10 protein-coding genes are annotated in these 17,143 nt (G+C 60.4%); 4 read left to right on the top strand and 6 right to left on the bottom strand.

What is annotated here, in order from left to right; translation table 11 throughout:
* The first annotated feature begins 318 nt into the window (after window positions 1-318).
* Window positions 319-1,434 (top strand): tetratricopeptide repeat protein, encoded by a 1,116-nt coding sequence (locus tag M2375_RS18430; RefSeq protein ID WP_259169392.1) that lies wholly within the window; start codon window positions 319-321, stop codon window positions 1,432-1,434.
* A gap of 84 nt (window positions 1,435-1,518) precedes the next feature.
* Here M2375_RS18430 and M2375_RS18435 read toward each other — a convergent pair whose 3' ends face one another.
* Window positions 1,519-2,997, bottom strand: coding sequence for a hypothetical protein (locus M2375_RS18435; protein ID WP_259169393.1), 1,479 nt, complete (start codon window positions 2,995-2,997; stop codon window positions 1,519-1,521).
* Window positions 2,998-3,400: 403 nt separating this feature from the next.
* Here M2375_RS18435 and M2375_RS18440 point away from each other — a divergent pair, with 403 nt between their 5' ends.
* Together M2375_RS18440 and M2375_RS18445 are read left to right on the top strand one after the other, a co-directional pair.
* Window positions 3,401-4,762, top strand: a complete 1,362-nt coding sequence (locus M2375_RS18440; RefSeq protein ID WP_259169394.1) for a tetratricopeptide repeat protein — start codon at window positions 3,401-3,403, stop codon at window positions 4,760-4,762.
* 69 nt (window positions 4,763-4,831) lie between these two features.
* Complete coding sequence (locus M2375_RS18445) at window positions 4,832-6,166, top strand: murein L,D-transpeptidase family protein (protein ID WP_259169395.1); 1,335 nt, start codon at window positions 4,832-4,834, stop codon at window positions 6,164-6,166.
* A gap of 86 nt (window positions 6,167-6,252) precedes the next feature.
* Here the strand turns inward: M2375_RS18445 and cydX are convergent, their stop codons facing one another.
* The 5 genes from cydX to cydD form a co-directional block, all read right to left on the bottom strand.
* Window positions 6,253-6,393 (bottom strand): cytochrome bd-I oxidase subunit CydX, encoded by a 141-nt coding sequence (cydX, locus tag M2375_RS18450; RefSeq protein WP_259169396.1) that lies wholly within the window; start codon window positions 6,391-6,393, stop codon window positions 6,253-6,255.
* Between the two features lie 29 nt (window positions 6,394-6,422).
* The gene (gene cydB / locus M2375_RS18455; protein WP_259169397.1) at window positions 6,423-7,577 is read right to left on the bottom strand and encodes a cytochrome d ubiquinol oxidase subunit II; all 1,155 of its coding nucleotides are present in this window, start codon (window positions 7,575-7,577) and stop codon (window positions 6,423-6,425) included.
* Window positions 7,578-7,581: 4 nt separating this feature from the next.
* On the bottom strand, window positions 7,582-9,183 hold the full coding sequence (locus M2375_RS18460) for a cytochrome ubiquinol oxidase subunit I (RefSeq protein WP_259169398.1): 1,602 nt from the start codon (window positions 9,181-9,183) through the stop codon (window positions 7,582-7,584).
* A gap of 97 nt (window positions 9,184-9,280) precedes the next feature.
* Window positions 9,281-10,993, bottom strand: a complete 1,713-nt coding sequence (locus tag M2375_RS18465; RefSeq protein ID WP_259169399.1) for an amino acid ABC transporter ATP-binding/permease protein — start codon at window positions 10,991-10,993, stop codon at window positions 9,281-9,283.
* Window positions 10,990-12,720 carry a thiol reductant ABC exporter subunit CydD gene (gene cydD / locus M2375_RS18470; RefSeq protein WP_259169400.1) on the bottom strand — a complete coding sequence of 577 codons (1,731 nt, stop codon included), beginning with the start codon at window positions 12,718-12,720 and terminating at the stop codon, window positions 10,990-10,992. Before cydD ends, M2375_RS18465 begins: the two co-directional genes overlap by 4 nt.
* Window positions 12,721-13,743: 1,023 nt before the next feature.
* Here cydD and M2375_RS18475 point away from each other — a divergent pair.
* The gene (locus tag M2375_RS18475) at window positions 13,744-17,136 is read left to right on the top strand and encodes an RHS repeat domain-containing protein (protein WP_259169401.1); all 3,393 of its coding nucleotides are present in this window, start codon (window positions 13,744-13,746) and stop codon (window positions 17,134-17,136) included.
* Window positions 17,137-17,143: the final 7 nt, after the last annotated feature.

A 17,143-nucleotide genomic window follows, 5' to 3' on the forward strand; every position in this document is an offset into this window, starting at 1 on the left:
GCTGTTACCCCGAGCGTTACGTAACGTTCTGGGTTTATGGCGGAGCAAGCCGGTACATATTGGGTGTTTTGTGGGTGCATAGGATTTAAATCATGAATTCAGCGATGCCATAAAAATTTACATAAATAATCAGGTGCCGGGCTCGCATACTATTTCTGCTGTCCGCTGCGGTCGTTCTATTTTTCAAATCGCTGATCGGGCAGTCCTGTCTGCCCGGCCGTTGCCTGCCTTTCTTCTGTTTCCATGACCTTTAAAAAGCCCTCTATGTGCCTTGCGTCTCGTCACTTTTCTCGCCCCTTTGGGTTATTGCAGGCAGGTTTGCCCAGATGGGTAGCGGCAATATGCGCGGGCGGCTCGGCCGTTTTGCTGGCGCTGCCCGCTTATGCCGGCAGCGATCTGGATGCGGTTGCGCAGCTTCTGGAGCAGGGGCAGACCGAGCAGGCGGCGCTGCAGGCCGACCAGTTTTTGCAACTGAACCCGGCCGACGCCGAGATGCGTTTTTTGCGCGGGGTGATTGCCACCGAGCAAAAGCAGCAAACACAGGCCATCCAAATCTTTTCTGCACTGGCTCGCGATTACCCGGCCATGCCCGAGCCCTATAACAACCTGGCCGTGCTGTATGCCGCCCAAGGCCAGGACCGCAAGGCGGTCGATGCGCTGGAGCAGGCGATCCGGGCCCAGCCGGGCTATGCCACGGCCCATGAGAACCTGGGTGACTTGTATGCCCGCATGGCCAGCCAGTCCTACGGCAAGGCCTTGGAGCTGGACAGCGCGCGCCAGGGCATTGCGCCTAAGCAGGCCTTGATAGCCCAGATGGCAGCGGGCAAGGCGGGCGCAGCTGTGCCGGTGGCGGCCTTGCCGACGGCAACGGCAGTGCCAGTGCCCGCAGCGGCACCGGTACCCGTCTTGGCGCCCGTGCAGCCCGCCGCCCGGGTGCGTGCGCCCGAGCCGGCCATGGTTGCGCCCGCTGCGGAGCGCATCTCATCGGCCACGCCGCTGCAGCTGGCTGCTGCGGAGGCTGCCCGATCAGCCGCCAGCGCAAGCCTGGCAGCGGATGCAGCGCCTGCCGCAAAAGCCACACCGTCGCTCGATGCCTCCCCTGCAGCGGTGGAAGCGGCGGTGCAGGCCTGGGCCAAGGCTTGGGCCCAGCAGGACATGGCTAGCTACCTGGCCGCCTACAGCCCTGTCTTCAAGCCAGCCGATGGCAGCAGCCTGGCGGCATGGACGCAATCGCGCCGCCAGCGCATCGAGGGCAAGCGCGAGATCAGCGTGTCGCTCAGCGACCTGCAGGTGGTGGTGGACGGCGAGCGCGCCACGGCCCGGTTCGTGCAGGCCTATGCGGCTGGCGCTTTGAAGAGCAACTCCCGCAAGACCTTGGTGCTGCAGCCAGACCAAGGCCAGTGGCGCATTGTGAGCGAGACGGTAGGGCGCTAGTTAAAGACGAACGCAGGCGCCTGTCCCAGAGGAGCAGGCGCCTGCGTGGCGGTGGTGCTGGCGGGCTAGCCGCTGGGCCAAGCTTTATCGGGCCTGAGAGAGGCTGGAGAAATTCACCGCTGCGCTGATGGTGATCAGCAGCTGGCTGGCAATGCGGCAATCGGTCACCGGGCTATGCCGGGCGTCCGGGCAAAGCATGGCCTGGGCATGGCGTTGGCGGCTGGCCTGTGCCTGGGCTGTTTTTGGCCACACCATGCGCTGGTAGCAGGTTTTGAACAGCGACTGCATGCCCGACAGGAACTGGCTGCGCTGCGTGTGGCTGGAGAACGTGGCATGGCCCTGCTGCAAGGAACACTCCATCAGCGCTGCCGACACCCAGGGCTCGGGGTGCATCTTGCTGTGCTCCTGGTCCAGCGCCAGGGCCTGCAATTGCAGCCAGGCAGCATGCAGCCATTGGTTGTCAGTGCCGGGTGCGGTGCTGTGTGCCGTCTGCCCCTCGGGCGACGGGTGCTGGCCGCTTTTTTGCAGGCTTTGCAGTGCCAGCTGGGCCCAGGGCGCGGTGGCGCTACCGGCCTTGCTGGCTTTGCCATGCAGCTGCTGGGACAGCAGGCCGATGAGGTCGCGCAGCGGCGCAGCGCAGCCGGCACCTGGGTAGAGCTGGACATACTGCACAAGCACGATCAGGCTCATGGCCTTGAGCAACTCGCTGCCGCATTCATGCAGGCTCCAGCGCTGCATCTGCTCGGCCTGGTAAGCCATGGCGCGGTGGACGGTCATGGACGAGGCTTCGCTCGGCCCGGTCTGGCGCTGGGTGAGCAGCAAGGCGTAGGTGATGCCCAGGTGGTCGATCAAGGTGCTGGCCTCGGGCCAGCTGCCGTCTTCGCTCTGGCTTTGGGCCAGCAGCGCTTGCGTGGCCTGGTAAATGGCCGGCGCCGCGCTGCTGTGGCCATGCCGGGGCGCCGAGGGGTGGTGGCGCGGCAGGGTACGCATCTCCCCCAGCGCGCTGATATGCAGACCTTCGAGCACCAACTGCCAGCGGCTGTCGTCATCGAGCGCGACGGGGTCGCTCAACTGCTCCAGGCGGCTGAGCGCGCGGGTCATGCGCTGGCTCAGCCTGGCCAGCATCTGGTCGCGCTCCTGCGCGTTGCCCGCCAGGCTCCAGGATTGGCGCAGATCCGCCAGGGCCTGCTGGGGATCGTGGCCGGGCAGGGGCAGCACGCCGGTGGCCCAATCGATGCGCAGCTCCACGCCCGTGGCGCTATAGGCCCAGGCCCATTGCCGGATACGGGCGGCACCTTCCAGCCAGGCCTCTTCGATGCTGGCCTGCCGGGTGCTGAAGCTGGTGATGGGCAGGTGCTGGGCCGTCATGGTGAACAGCATCAGGTAGCCGTCATAGGGCATAGGCAGCGCAGCGGCCTGCTGGGCCACAAAGCGCGCTGCCAGGTTCAGCTGGTGGGCGAGGCCCGGGGAGCCCTGTGCCTCCATGCACAGGTGGCGCTCATGCGGCACGCTGTGCAGCGGCTCCAAGGGCTCCAGGCCATGCAGTGCGGTGGGATGTGTCATGCGGGTCTCCGGTTAGAGCGTTGGCCTTGCGGGCAGTGCTGCGATGGCCTTGCGTTATTCAATGCAACAGCCATGCCATGACCGATAGCCAAAGCAGTGGCCGCTCCGGATAGCAGAAGTGCATTGTTTTTGAAGAGTATTTTTTTGCGGATACCGCGCGACCAAGCGGCAGCAGGGGGCTTGCAGGGCCAGGTGTTACGGACTTGTTACGTAACGTTTGGGCTTTGTTTCGGGAGCGGTGGCACGGCGGCGGCTGGGGCGCTTGCAGCGCCTGGGTCTGTATAATCGGCCGGCTTTTACCGCGCGCTTGGCACAGCCGCCGGCCGCCGCCTGGCAAGCCAGCGGCAAGCAAGATGTCTGGCTGCTTGGTGCAGCGTTGATCCACTGCAACGAGAAAATCCCCATGCAACGTGCTTTTCCAGTGCGCTCTTCCCTGCGGGCTCTGGTGCCTGTCTTTTTTCGCCAGCGCTGGGCCGCTGTCTGCGTGGGCATGCTGATTGGCGGTGGGGTGGCCCTGCCGGGGCAGGCGGCGCCCACATCGCCCGCCGTGGCCGAAGTGGCCCAGCTGCTGCAGCAAGGCAAGGCCGCACAAGCTGCGCAGCAGGCCGATGCCTACCTGCGCAAGCAACCCGCCGATGTGGAAATGCGTTTTTTGCGCGGGGTGATTGCCACCGAGCAAAAGCAAAATGCCCAGGCGATCAAGATCTTCCAGGCGCTGACACGCGATTACCCGGGCATGCCCGAGCCGTACAACAACCTGGCGGTGCTGTACGCCGCCGATGGCCAGGAGCGCAAGGCGGCGCAGGTGCTGGAGCAATCGATGCGCACCAACCCCAGCTACACCACGGCGCATGAGAACCTGGGCGACCTTTATGCCCGCATGGCCAGCGATGCCTATGCCAAGGCGCTGCAGCTTGAAGGCGCGCCCAAGCAGGCGGCGCCCAAGCTGGCCCTGATCACCCAGATTGTTCCGGCCTCGCTGGCCAATGGCAAAAATGCCTTGGTGCAGGCCCGGGCCGATGTGGCGCCCACGCCGGTGCCAACGCCTTCTCCAGCGCCTGCAGCCGTCGCCACGCCCACGCCCACGCCAGCCGCTGCAGTGCCTGCGGCCAGCCCGCCCGCAGCTGCAACGGTTGCAACTGCGCCCGCGCCCGCAGTCGTCGCCCAGGCGGCAGCTGTGCCCGCGCCCGCACCCAAGGCGGCGCCAACACCAGCGCCAACACCCACGCCCGTCCCCGTCCCCGCGCCTGCTCCGCAGCCCAAGCCGTCGGCGACGCCCGCACCAGGCGCTGCCAGCCGTCCCGCACCAGCACCAGCCGCGCCAGCGCCTGCCGCCGCCGAGCCTGCCAAGGCCGTGGCCGCCGCCCCCGCTGCCAAACCAGCAGCCCCCGTGGCCGAGACCAAGCCCAAACCGCCGCGCGATACCGCCAAGGCCGATGTGGAGCGCGCCGTCAACACCTGGGCCCAGGCCTGGGAGAAGCAGGACATGCCCGGCTACCTGGCCGCCTACAGCGACCATTTCAGCCCGGCCGGTGGCGGCAGCCTCAGCAACTGGAAGGAAGAGCGGCGCCAGCGCATTGTGGGCAAGCAGGCCATTGTGGTGAATGTGCGCAACCTGCAGATCAGTGTGGATGGCGACCAGGCCACGGCCAAGTTCCGCCAGTACTATGCGGCCGGCGCACTCAAGACGACGACCCGCAAGACCTTGGCCATGCGCCTGGAAAAAGGCCATTGGCGCATCGTGCGCGAGACCACTGGAGGCTGAGCGGTGGCCAATCCACAGGCTATGATCGGCGCTGGTCCGCACCGACGTCAGTAGAAGGAATCACAGGCAATGCCTTTTTGCAAGCAGTTTTGGCGCTCCGGGGCCAGTGCAGCCTTGGTAGTGGCCGCCGGTACGGCGCTGGCCGCGGGCAGCCCGCCAGCGCCCCGAGCTGCTGCGCAAACCCATGCAGCGGGCGCCAGCAAAGCCCGCCAACCCGATGCCGAAGAGCGCCTGGTGCAGATCATTGCGCTGGTGCAGCGCCAGCAGCTGGACCAGGCCTTGAAGGCCGCCGCCAGCCTGACGGCCGATGTGCCGCATTTTCAGGCGGCGCAGCTGGTGTACGCGGATCTGCTGCGTTTTCGCTCTGGCCAGCCGGGCGCGTTGACGCCCGCTACGCTGGCACAGCGTGCCATGCTGCTGCCCGTTAAACATGCCCTGGTGCCGCAAGCGGATGCGCCTGCCGTGGCCAACCCCGTCGCCAGCGCCCAAGGTGTGCAAACCCTGGAGCAGCTCCAAGGCCTGCAAGACGAGATCCGCCGGCGTATGCACGGCGCCCAATCGCTGCCTGGCGCTGGCCAGGTTCCGTCGGAGTTTCTGTCGCTGTCGCCCACGGTGCGCCAGGTCATTGCCATCGATGCCAGCCAGTCGCGCCTGTATCTGCTGCGCCATGACAATGGCCGCCTGCAGCTGGTGGACAGTTTTTATGTCTCGGTCGGCAAGCTGGGCGTGGGCAAGCTCGAAGAGGGCGACCAGCGCACACCGGAAGGCATTTATTTCATTGGCCGGCAGATTGCCGGCCCGCGCCTGCCGGAGTTTTATGGCAAAGGCGCGCTGACCCTGAACTACCCCAATGACTGGGACAAGGCCATGGGCCGCTCGGGCAGCGGTATCTGGCTGCATGGCGCGCCGCCCGACCAGTTTGCACGCCTGCCCCAGGCCAGTGATGGCTGCGTGGTGCTGGCCAACCCCGACCTGATTGCGCTGATGCGTACGGTGGACAAGCAAACGCCGGTGCTGATCCGCGAGCAGCTGCAGTGGGTGGCGCAAAGCGATACGCAGCACCGCCAGAACACCGAATCTTTTACGGCTGTCGTCCAGCAGTGGCACCAGGCCTGGTTGCAGGACGATCCCCAGCAGGCGCTGCAGCTGGCTACGCCGCAATGGACGGCCTCGCCCGAAGGCCAGGCCTGGCAGACGCGCATGGCCGCGCTCTTCAAAGGCCGCAGCGTGGAACTGCAGGAGGTCTCCACCTACGGCTGGAAGGACGACAAGGGCGAGATCCGCGTGGCCAACCTCAAGCTCAAAAGCCGCGAGCAGGCGCAGCCGCTGTCACTGCGCCAGTACTGGCGCAAGGTGGGCAAGGACTGGCGGCTGTTCTCCGAAGACCTGCAAAGCCAAAGCTGATCTGCCCATGCAAAAGGCCCAAACCGAGGTTTGGGCCTTTGCTTTTGCGGGGAGCCTGGCGGCAGTTGCCAGGCCCTTGAGCGGACTCAGCGCGGTGGCTGGGTGTCCGGGTCGTCCAGCAGCTGCTGGCGCAGCTTCTGGTCTTCGGTCATCTCAAACCACATGGCGTTGAGTACCGCAAAGGCGGCGGCCAGCGGCAGGCCGAGAATCCAGGAGAAATACCACATTTTCAGTTCCTTTCTTGGTGCGGCTGTGCTTAGTAAGCGTGGCCGTTGCCGTCGTTGATGTCCTTGGCATTGACCTTGCCCCAGAGCACCGAGTAGACCCAGCTGGTGTAGGCAATGATCAGCGGAATGAAGATAACGGTGCAGACCAGCATGATGAACAAAGTCATATGGCTGGAGGACGAATCCCAGACCGTGAGGCTAAAGCGCGGATCGACCGAGGAGGGCAGGATCATCGGGAACATGGAGGCACCCACCGTCAGGATGATGCCGGCAATGCCCAGGCCGCTGGTGATCATGGCCAGACCTTCTTTGCGGGCGCGGATCAGCACGGCAGCGATCAGGCAGCCCAGCACGCCGAGGATGGGTGCGGCCATGGTCCAGGGGTACTGCTGGTAGTTCTGCATCCAGGCGCCGGGCGCGTGGGCGGCGGTCTTGAACAGCGGGTTGGAGGGGCCGGTGGTGTTCAGCACCGAGGTGATGCGGTAGCCATCGACAAACTTCCACAGCACGATGCCGGCCAGCACAAACAGCACGGCAGTGACGACGGCCGAGATGCTGCCCACGCTGCGGGCGCGGGCGGCGATGGCGCCTTCGGTCTTGATGCACAGCCAGGCAGCGCCATGCATCAGCAGCATGCTGACGGAGATGAGGCCGGCCAGGATGGCGAAGGGGTTGAGCAGGCCAAAGAAGCTGCCGTCGTAGTGGATGTACAGCTCAGGCGTGAGGCGGAAGGGCACGCCCTGCAGCACATTGCCCATGGCCACGCCGCAGATCAGCGCAGGGATAAAGCTGCCGGCAAACAGCGCCCAATCCCAGCGGCTACGCCAGGCGGGTGACTCGTTCTTGCTGCGGTACTTGAAGGCGACCGGGCGCAGGATCAGGCCGATCAGGATCACGAACATGGCCAGGTAAAAGCCCGAGAAGGACACCGCATACAGCTGTGGCCAGGCGGCAAAGATGGCGCCACCGCCCAGCACCAGCCAGACCTGGTTGCCTTCCCAGGTGGGGCCCACGGCGTTGATGATGACGCGGCGTTCCAGATCGTTCTTGCCCAGAAAGGGCAGCAGCATGCCGGTGCCCAGGTCAAAGCCGTCCATCACGGCAAAGCCGATGAGCAGCACGCCCAGCAGGACCCACCAGATGACACGCAGGGTGTCGTAGTTCAAAAGTGTATGCAAGATCATGGTGTTACTTTCCCGAAGAGGTAGGTTGTGCCGTGGCGATCGAGGCATAGCTCAGTGGCTGGGGATCGCGCTGCTCGGGCTCCAGCTCTGGGCCTTTTTGGATGGCCTTGAGCATGAGCTTCATCTCGATGACCAGCAGCACCGTGTACAGCGCCACAAAACCAAGGATGGTGATCAGCAAGGTGGTCACGCCCAGGTTGGAGGCGGCCACGGCCGTGGGCAGCACGCCTTCAATGATCCAGGGCTGGCGGCCAAACTCGGCGACGAACCAGCCGCACTCAATGGCCACCCAGGGCAACGGGATGGACCACACGGCCACCCACAGCAGCCAGCGGCGGTTTTCCAGCTGGTGGCGCGAGGCGAGGTAGAAGAACACGGCCGTCAACACGATGAAGAACATGCCAAGCGCGACCATGATGCGGAAGGTCCAGAACAGCGGCGCGACTTGCGGGATGGTGTCCGACGCCGCCTTGGCGATCTGTTCGTCGGTGGCCTGGCGCGGGTCGTCCACATAGCGCTTGAGCAGCAGCGCGTAGCCCAGCGATTGGCCATTGGCCTCGAATTGCTCGCGCAGCTCGGGCGAGATGGTCGTGGTCGAGCCGGCGTCGCGGATTTTCTCCAGCGCATCATAGGCCTTGATACCGTCGCGGATCAGCACCTCGGCATGCTTGACCAGGTCGTTGATGCCCTGCAACTCGGTATCGAGCGAGCGGGTGCCAATCAGGCCCATGGCCCATGGGATGTGGATGGCGTAATGGGTCTCGCGCGCTTCCTGGTCGGGAAAGCCAAAGGCGGTGAAGGCGGCGGGCGCAGGCTCGGTCTCCCACATGGCTTCAATCGCGGCGAGCTTCATCTTCTGGTGTTCACCCGACAGGTAGCCGGACTCGTCACCCAGCACCACCACCGACAGCGAACCGGCCAGGCCAAAGGCGGCGGCCACGGTCATCGAGCGCTTGGCCAAGGCCACATGGCGGCCCTTGAGCAGGTACCAGGCAGACACGCCCAGCACAAAGATGGAGGCGCAGACATAGCCGGCCGACACGGTGTGCACAAACTTGGCCTGGGCCACCGGGTTGCTCAGCACGGCAGCGAAGTCATTGACTTCCATGCGCATGGTCTGCGGATTGAAGACGGCGCCCACGGGGTTTTGCATCCAGCCATTGGCGATCAGAATCCACAGCGCCGACAGGTTGGTGCCGATGGCAGTCAGCCAGGTCACCATCAAGTGCTTGACCGGCGAGAGCTTGTCCCAGCCAAAGAAGAACAGGCCGACAAAGGTGGCTTCGAGGAAGAAGGCCATCAGCCCCTCGATCGCCAGCGGCGCGCCAAAGATGTCGCCTACGTAGTGGCTGTAGTAGCTCCAGTTCATGCCGAACTGGAACTCCATCACCAGGCCGGTGGCCACCCCGATGGCGAAGTTGATCCCGAACAGAACGCCCCAGAACTTGGTCATCTGGCGCCAGATGACGCGCCGGGTCATCACATAGACCGTCTCCATGATGGCGATCAGGATAGACAGCCCCAGGGTCAGGGGAACGAAGAGAAAGTGGTACAGGGCGGTGAGTGCAAACTGCAATCTTGATAGCCCGACGATGTCGAGATCCATGAAATGGTCCTTCCGTGTTGTAAGTGCTCGATCTGGTAGAAAAACTGCGTGGGTTCCAAACTGACAATCAGTGCTGAGTGGCGGTCTCCGTCGGTGTCTAGCCCGGTCGCAGTCGCTGCAGCAGGGCGTCAAACTCCGTCGTGCCTTTGCGTGCCTGCACCAGGCCTCCTAGCAAGGGGTTTATCCAAACAATGCGGTCGGCGTGGCGCGCCTCACGCTGCAAATGGCTGGCCATCACGATGGCGCCGTGGCCGCGCTGGGCATGCCAGTGCCCGATGGCGGTCATCACCTGCTTGGCCGTCTGGCGGTCCAGGCCTTCAGTCGGTTCATCCAGCAAACGCAAAGGCGCTGGGTGCAGCATCAGCCGGGCAAGGGCCAGGCGGCGCGATTCGCCACCCGAGAGGCCGGCGCCCTGGCTGCCCAGCACGGTGTTCAGTTGCTGGGGCAGTGCGCGGATGACATCGGCCAATGCTGCGGTTTGCAGTGCGGCCCATAGCGCGTCATCGCTGGCGTCGGGGCGGCCCAGGCGCAGGTTGTCGGCCAGGCTGGCCTGGAACAGCTCGGTACGCTGGGGCAGGCTGGCGCAAGGCTGGCGCAGCACCTGGCCGGCGCTGGGGAGCAGGTCACCGCCGATCAGCGCCATCAGGCTGGATTTGCCCGCGCCGCTGGGCCCTGCCAGGACCAGCCATTCACCGTCTGCCACTTGCAGATCGAGGTGCTGCAGCAGGGGCGCAGCGCTGCCCGGGTGTTGGAGGCTGACCGCCTGCATATCTACGGCCAAGCCTGCGGCGGGCGCAGGGCCTTCAAGGGGTTGGGGGGCGGGTGCGGCCTGCAGCTGCGGCGCAATGCGGCGTGCGGCCAGCAAGGTGCGGCCAGCCTCAATAGCGCCGCGACGGAGCTGGGTCAGGGGCTCGAGCGCGGCGAGCAGCAGCAAGGTGGCCAGTGCGGCAATGGGCGCACCGATCTCCGCCTTCTGCGCCAGCCAGGCCGCGCAAAGCAAGGCCACAGCGGTAGCGAGGTGGCCGACCATCGCCATCGCGATGGCCACATTGGATTCGAGCCGGTTCAGCCGGATATCGGCCGCAAACTGCTGGCGCTCTGCGGCGGCAATGCGCGCCATCTGGCGCGGCAGGCTGCCAGCCATCACCAGCTCGGTCTGAGCGCCTACGGCATCAATCACCGCAGCGCGCAGTTGCTCACCCGCAAAACTGCGGCGCAGCGCGGTCATAAAGCCATAGCGAACACACCAGGCCACACAAGCCAGGCCACCGGCGAGCACCATGGCCCCTACGAGCAGGCCGCTTTGCCAGTTCAAGAAGATGCCCAAGGCCAGCGCAGTCACGCAGGCGCTGACCAGCAGCGAGACGGCAGGGGTCAGCAGCCGCAGGTAGACGGCATCGAGCGCATCGATATCGGCCGTGAGGCGGTGCAGCAAGCGAGCAGGGCGCTGGCGCAGTGCCAATGCCGTGTCCGCCGCAGCCAGGCGCGAGAACAGCTGCACGCGCAGGGCAGCGAGCACGCGCAAGGTGGCGTCGTGGGTGACGACCCGCTCGCTGTAGCGCGCGCCGGTGCGCAGCATCGAGAAAAAGCGCACACCGGCACCGGGTGCAAACACATCAAACACCACAGCGGTGGCGGTGGACAGCCCCGCCACATAGCTCGCCGTCAAAAACCAGCCCGACAAACCCAGCAGCGACATGCCGGCGCACACGGTGATGGCCGCCAGCAAGCTGCCCAGCAGCATGCGTCGGCGGTAAGGCGATTGCGCAAACAGCTGCACGATGGGGCGCAGTGCGTTCCAGGCTTTCATGCGCGGCTCCCGGCTGCAACTGCGTGTGCGGTGTGCACGGCGGGCTGGCTGCCGTCGAGCGACAGTACCCGGTCCATGCAGGCGGCGAGCAGCGGATCATGGGTAGCGACCACCAAGGTGGCGCCCCTCGCTGCCAAAGCCAGCAGGCCCTGGCGCACAAACTGGGCAGTCTCGGCATCCAAATGCGCGGTGGGTTCATCGGCCAGAATCAGCCGGCAACCGGGTGTGGCGGCGGCGCGTGCCAAGGTCAGCCGCAAGGCCTCGCCCCCCGACAGGCCCAGGCCGCCATCGCCCACCACGGTGTTGCCACGCAAGGCCAAAACGGGGCCCAAAGCAGCGCTCTGCACCGCTTGCTCCAGCGCGGCATCGTCAATATCTCGGCCCAGGCGGATGTTGTCCATCAGGCTGGCGGCCAGCACATGGGGCTTTTGCGCGACCCAGGCCATGCTGCTGCGCAGGCTGTCGGCATGCACCGCATCCATGGGCAGGCCATCGATATGGATGCTGCCAGCGCTGGGGGCCGCCAGACCGGCAATCAGCGCCATCACCGTGGATTTGCCGCTGCCGCTTTCACCCCACAGGGCCACCCGTTCGCCGGGTTCAATCCTGGCGGTCAAAGCGTTGACCACCAAGGGGCTGTCGGCGCTGTACTGAAAGCTGAGGCAGTCGATGGTCAGCGCTGCAGCCGCTGCATTATGGGCGCTGGCCATGCGGCCTTGACTGCCATCGCCACCCCCCAACAACTGCGGGCCGGGCTGCTGCAGCGCTTGCAAAGCTTGCTCGGCTGCCACGCCGGCAGCCTTGTCGTGCCACACGGCAGACAGCTCGCGCAGCGGTTCAAAAAACGCCGGGGCCAGCAGCAACACAAACATCGCCTGGGCGAGGCCCAAGCTACCGCCCCAGCTGCCAAACGGAATTTGGCCCAGCAAGTGAAAACCGACATACACAGCGACCAGGGCGACGCCCAGCGCAGAAAACAGCTCCAGCACCGCAGAGGACAGAAAAGCAATCTTGAGCACCGCCATGGTATTGGCGCGCAACTGGTCGGCCGTATTGGACAGCTGTTGGGCCACCTGGGCCACGGCACCCAGGCCCCGAATACTGGCCAGGCCCTGCAGCCGGTCGAGCAAAAACTGGTTGAGGTTGCCAACATCCTGCAAATGCTTTTTGCTGGCCGCCTCGGCCCGCCAGCCCACCAGCGCCATAAAGATCGGAATCAGCGGCGCAGCCACCAGCAGCACCAGGCCCGCCACCCAGGACAGGCTGAACACGCAGACCAGGATGACCAGCGGCACCACCATCACCTTGGCACGCGCCGTGGTGTAACGGGCGAAGTAGGGCGTGATGTGGTCGGCCTGCTCATTGAGCACACTGGCCGCCAGCCCTGCCGATGGGCGCAGTGGGTGCAAGGGCGAGTGCTGGGCCAATGCCTGCAGCGCTTGCTGCCGCAATTGCTGCGTATGGGCACGGGCCGCTGCAAAAGCACGGCGCAGACCATAGCCATCGACCAAAGCCCGCAGCAAGCCCAGCGCCAAAAACAAGACACAAGCCTGCAGCAGCTGCACCCAGGCCGCCTGCCGGTGAATCGCCTCAATGCCCCAGGCAATCACGGCCGCCTGAGGCAGCCACAGCAGGGTCGCGATCACCTGCCACCAGGCGCCCTGGGCAGAAGGGCGCGTCGCCACAGCGGGGCGGCTGGGGGATGGGGTGGCGCTGGAGGGAGGCATGGGGATGTTTTCTAATTTTCAGAAATTCTTGAAAGTATTGTATATCCAAGATACTCATTAATTCAATTTATCGAATACCTGATAAGAACAACATTCATCGAAGGACTTGCGCTGGTCTGCCCATGCAAGGACGCAGATCGCTATAAATTTAAGAGCAACGAAGCTATAGAAATCTGGGGAATTCAGCTGTTTCACCAAATCCAAGAGCCTTCAGTCCTGGTCGCAGCAAGGTGTTTCGAGCCCGCTTTGCCAAGAGCTTGAGCCGATTGTGTTGCCTAGAGTGTGAACAGAGCTTGCTGTAAGTCAAGAACCGCACGGGTTCTCCCTAGGTGGTGTGCGAGGGGGATGGGGGGCGTTGTTTGGGGGCGACTGGGAGATCCCATTTCTATAGCAGTTGCTCAACCGCAGGCCGCTTTGAGGCGAGCGACATCAACGCTGAATCAGCGGGTATCGCCGCTCCCAACAAATGGCATCCGAAATCTCAGGCTGCTGAGCGGAGTCGACTGTCGCAGGTCCTTGTCCTGCAAACCGTACGCAAGCCAAGCAAGAGGTGTGAATGCATAGAACTCCTTCGCCTAGCGCAAAGGCCGCCTATAGCAAATTCCAGTACCGGTTCTTTGCAAGCGCTGCTTCAGACATCCGCTGTCACTCCAAAACAAGCATGAAGCCTGCGCCGTGGTGGTATGTGATAACCATCCTCGCTTATAAGCAAAGCGATCAAAGCGCACTTTTATTTCAGATGGCAAGTTCTATAAGCGTATAAAAATATAGTCAAAATAAATAGCTATCAAATATTTTGCATTGATTGTTTAAAAGCATTAGGATGTTGTCTGTGGGTATAGTGGGTTGGATGTTGGGTGGCTAGCCTGCTCAGCGACTCATTATTTCAGGATGATGCTGAAATTACTCAAAATTTGAATAGCTGTTTCTCTGTTGGGACTTACAGGGTCCGGCTGTATAAGGCAGTCGACACCGTTGATATTTGTCAATCCAATTTCTCTAAATAAATACAAGGGAGAGTGTATGAGTAAAGTGATGATGCATTTCTGCGCTTTCATGCTATTGGCATTTACCATGCGCAGTGGTGTTGCTCAAGAAGTAATACCAGACCTCTATAAAGATCCAGGTCTTTATCCCAATCGCGATTACGTGAACCAAAACGTTAGCGAGAATATCGACCCATTCACTGGGTCGTTGCAACGGCAGTACGTTGATCTGCATATTCCTGGGAATGGTGGTTTTGATCTAAAGGTGATCAGATCCTACAACAGCTCTTCTGTAGAGCCTCTCAACCCCGCAGCCTATGATTCCTCGTCTGGGGCAGGGGTGGGATGGAGTATCCACTTTGGAAGAGTTCTCAAAAATAAAGATACGACTATTTGCTTCAATAAGAATACGCAAACAGTGGCCGATAATCCTGTTTTGGAACTGCCCGATGGTAGTCGTCAGCTCCTGGCATTCACCGGCAGCGCTTCTCCCCTGATGCTGACGACCCAGCGATGGAGGGCAGATTGCATCAACAGTGGCGGGCTGAGGGTCTTTTCTCCAGATGGGGTCCAGTATGAAATGACCCATCTTGTGAATATGACTGGTGGAGTTAATCCCATATTTGCATGGTTCACTACAAAAATCATTAATAGAAACGGAAACAATGCGACTATCAAATACAAGGCCAGCGCATCATCGGAGATTTCCAGTATTGTTACCAATGATGGGCGCAACATAGCCTTCACTTATGCAGATAGCGGCGCTAGGACTCCGAGATTGAGTCAAATCCGTAGTGCAGGCCAAACATGGAATTATGCATACCAGGCTATTCCTAATGTACTTTACAGCTATTTTTTGACATCGGTTACGCGTCCGGATGGCACTGCTTGGAAGTATGCATATAATGGTAATCTAAATAACTTGCCTGGTAGTCATGTAATGAAAAATGTCACTTATCCGCAAGGTGGCATCATTAAGTACACCTACGATTTTGTATATTTTGACAACCAGGCGAACCCTTTAAGTCGGTCAACGGTTGTCAAAAGTAAAAGCAGCAGTAATGGTGGTAATTGGAGTTTTGCATATACACCAGGCGGTCTAAACAAATACGATACGACTACGGCTACCACACCCACAGGAAGCATCGTCTACCAACACGTAGGCCCCAATTACTCCAGCTCTGGCACTGTCTGGATGGTAGGTTTGCTTATATCAAAAAAAACGGGTAATACGCAAACGGAAACCTATGCCTGGGATAAGCAAAAGATATCTAGCGAAAACTATTTTCGTCCGGGTGCCTTTGTCACAAAGGTCGACTCTGGAGAAACCAATGCACCCATTCTGACAAAGAAAACGACTGTACGCGATGGCGCAACCTATGCCATGACCAACAGCCAATTTGATAGCTATGGCAACCCAAGAACCGTTGTTGAGTCCGGTACGTCAGGTGGGAGCAAGACCACCAATATTAGCTACTATGTCAACACCTCCAAATGGATCATCAATAGACCTCAAAATGAAAGCTTCTCTGGTAGCGCAATAAGCCGTGTATTTGATGGCAATGGCAATATGACATCGATTACTGAAGATGGAATCACTACTAGCTACCGTTATGATGCCCAGGGGAATATGATTGCTAAAACTTTGCCGCGATCCCAAGTCCATAGCTACTCCAGTTTCAAACGCGGTATTTCACAATCTGAAAGTCAACCAGAGAGCATTTCCATCACGCGACAAGTGGATGATGCTGGCAATGTCACATTGGAAACCAATGGAGATGGGCGTTCGACCAAGATGAAATACGATGGTTTGAATAGGATCACATCCATCGATTACCCCGCAGGTAGCTCCGTTTCGGTGGCCTATACGGCGACCACCAAAACGGCTACTCGGGGGGCTTTGGTTGAGCGAACTGTGTACAACGGCTTTGGTCAAGCAACAAGTGTGACTTTGGGTGGAATTGCCCGTAAATTCACGGTGGATGTGCTTGGTCGCCGCACCTTCGAGTCCGATCCAGATTCGAATGCTGGTACCACTTACCAGTTCGATATATTGAATCGTGTGACTCGTATTTCTAATGCGGACAACACCAATAGTAGCATTAGCTATGGTGCGGGTTCAAAACGGGTTACGGATGAGCGTGGCAAAGTCAGCATCTATACCTATCGAGCCTATAGCAATCCCGATCAACAGTTTTTGATGGGGGTCTCAGCACCTGAAGCCTCTGCTAGCGTCGTCATTACTAGAAATAGCAAAGACATGATTGCATCTGCGACGCAGGCAGGCTTGACTCGTAGCTATAAATACAATAGCAATTACTACCTGGAATCTATTACCAATCCGGAAACCGGAGTGACCAAGTATGGACGTGATGCAGCTGGGAATATGACCTCCAGCTCGGTTGGGTCCTCGGCAACTACCCGCTATGCCTATGATGCTCAAAATAGACTGACATCTATTAGCTATCCGAGCGGAACGCCAAACGTTAGCCAGACTTATAGCAAAACTCATCGGCTTTTGACTGCAAGTTCCTCCACAGGAAATCGTATCTATACCTACGATGCGAATGGGAATATGAGCAGCGAAACGCTTGTGGTGGATGGGCAGACCTTCAAGGCCTCATACACCTATAACGCGCTGGATCAACTAGCTTCGATCTCCTATCCATCCGGTACAACGGTGAGTTATTCACCTAATGTGCTGGGTCGGCCTACACAAGTCTCTGGTTATGTTCGTAACGTCAATTATTGGCCTTCAGGTCAGATCAGGCAGATGAACTATTCAAATGGCACCAGCACCGAGTATAATCAAAACTCTCGCTTGTGGCCCAGTACGTTCACGACGCGTAGAGGGGGCGGGGCGCAATATAACAATAACTCCTACAGCTACGATGGCGTGGGTAATCTGACCTCCATCTGCGATTCGGCGGATGCTGACTACAACCGAACATTGGGCTATGACGATATCAATCGACTGGTTACTTCCAATGGTTCATGGGGCTCAGGATCGGTCACTTATGGGGGTAATGGAAATATTACTAGTCAAAAATTTGGCAGCTCAACACGTAGCTATAACTACGATAGCAATAACAAGCTGACGAGCACGAAAAATGCGGGTGCAGATTTTTACTATAGCTACGACGCTTATGGAAATATTGTTGTTGGCGATAATAAAAAATACACCTATGACAATGCATCTAATTTGATATGCGTGGATTGCGATAGTCAAGCTTCTAAGGTGGTGTATGCCTATGATGCACAAAACAATAGGTCTTCTATTGTCAAATCAGGCGTCAAAAGCTATGAATTTTACAATTCCAGCCATAATTTGCTGGTTGAATATTCACCTGCGGAACTACACAAAGCCACTGAGTATATATATTTGGGTGGTAAGCGTGTAGCTCAGCGTGTTTTTCAATCGAAAAAGTAGTGAGGGG

Origin of the sequence: Comamonas sp. BIGb0152 (assembly GCF_024809975.1) — a bacterium.
GTDB lineage: Bacteria > Pseudomonadota > Gammaproteobacteria > Burkholderiales > Burkholderiaceae_C > Comamonas.

Excerpts from the sequence above, each read along its gene's own strand:
- M2375_RS18445 (WP_259169395.1), top strand. The coding sequence starts at position 4,832 with ATGCCTTTTTGCAAGCAGTTTTGGCGCTCCGGGGCCAGTGCAGCCTTG.
- M2375_RS18435 (WP_259169393.1), bottom strand. The coding sequence starts at position 2,997 with ATGACACATCCCACCGCACTGCATGGCCTGGAGCCCTTGGAGCCGCTG.
- cydX (WP_259169396.1), bottom strand. The coding sequence starts at position 6,393 with ATGTGGTATTTCTCCTGGATTCTCGGCCTGCCGCTGGCCGCCGCCTTT.
- M2375_RS18460 (WP_259169398.1), bottom strand. The coding sequence starts at position 9,183 with ATGGATCTCGACATCGTCGGGCTATCAAGATTGCAGTTTGCACTCACC.
- M2375_RS18465 (WP_259169399.1), bottom strand. The coding sequence starts at position 10,993 with ATGAAAGCCTGGAACGCACTGCGCCCCATCGTGCAGCTGTTTGCGCAA.
- cydD (WP_259169400.1), bottom strand. The coding sequence starts at position 12,720 with ATGCCTCCCTCCAGCGCCACCCCATCCCCCAGCCGCCCCGCTGTGGCG.
- M2375_RS18440 (WP_259169394.1), top strand. The coding sequence starts at position 3,401 with ATGCAACGTGCTTTTCCAGTGCGCTCTTCCCTGCGGGCTCTGGTGCCT.
- M2375_RS18475 (WP_259169401.1), top strand. The coding sequence starts at position 13,744 with ATGAGTAAAGTGATGATGCATTTCTGCGCTTTCATGCTATTGGCATTT.
- cydB (WP_259169397.1), bottom strand. The coding sequence starts at position 7,577 with ATGATCTTGCATACACTTTTGAACTACGACACCCTGCGTGTCATCTGG.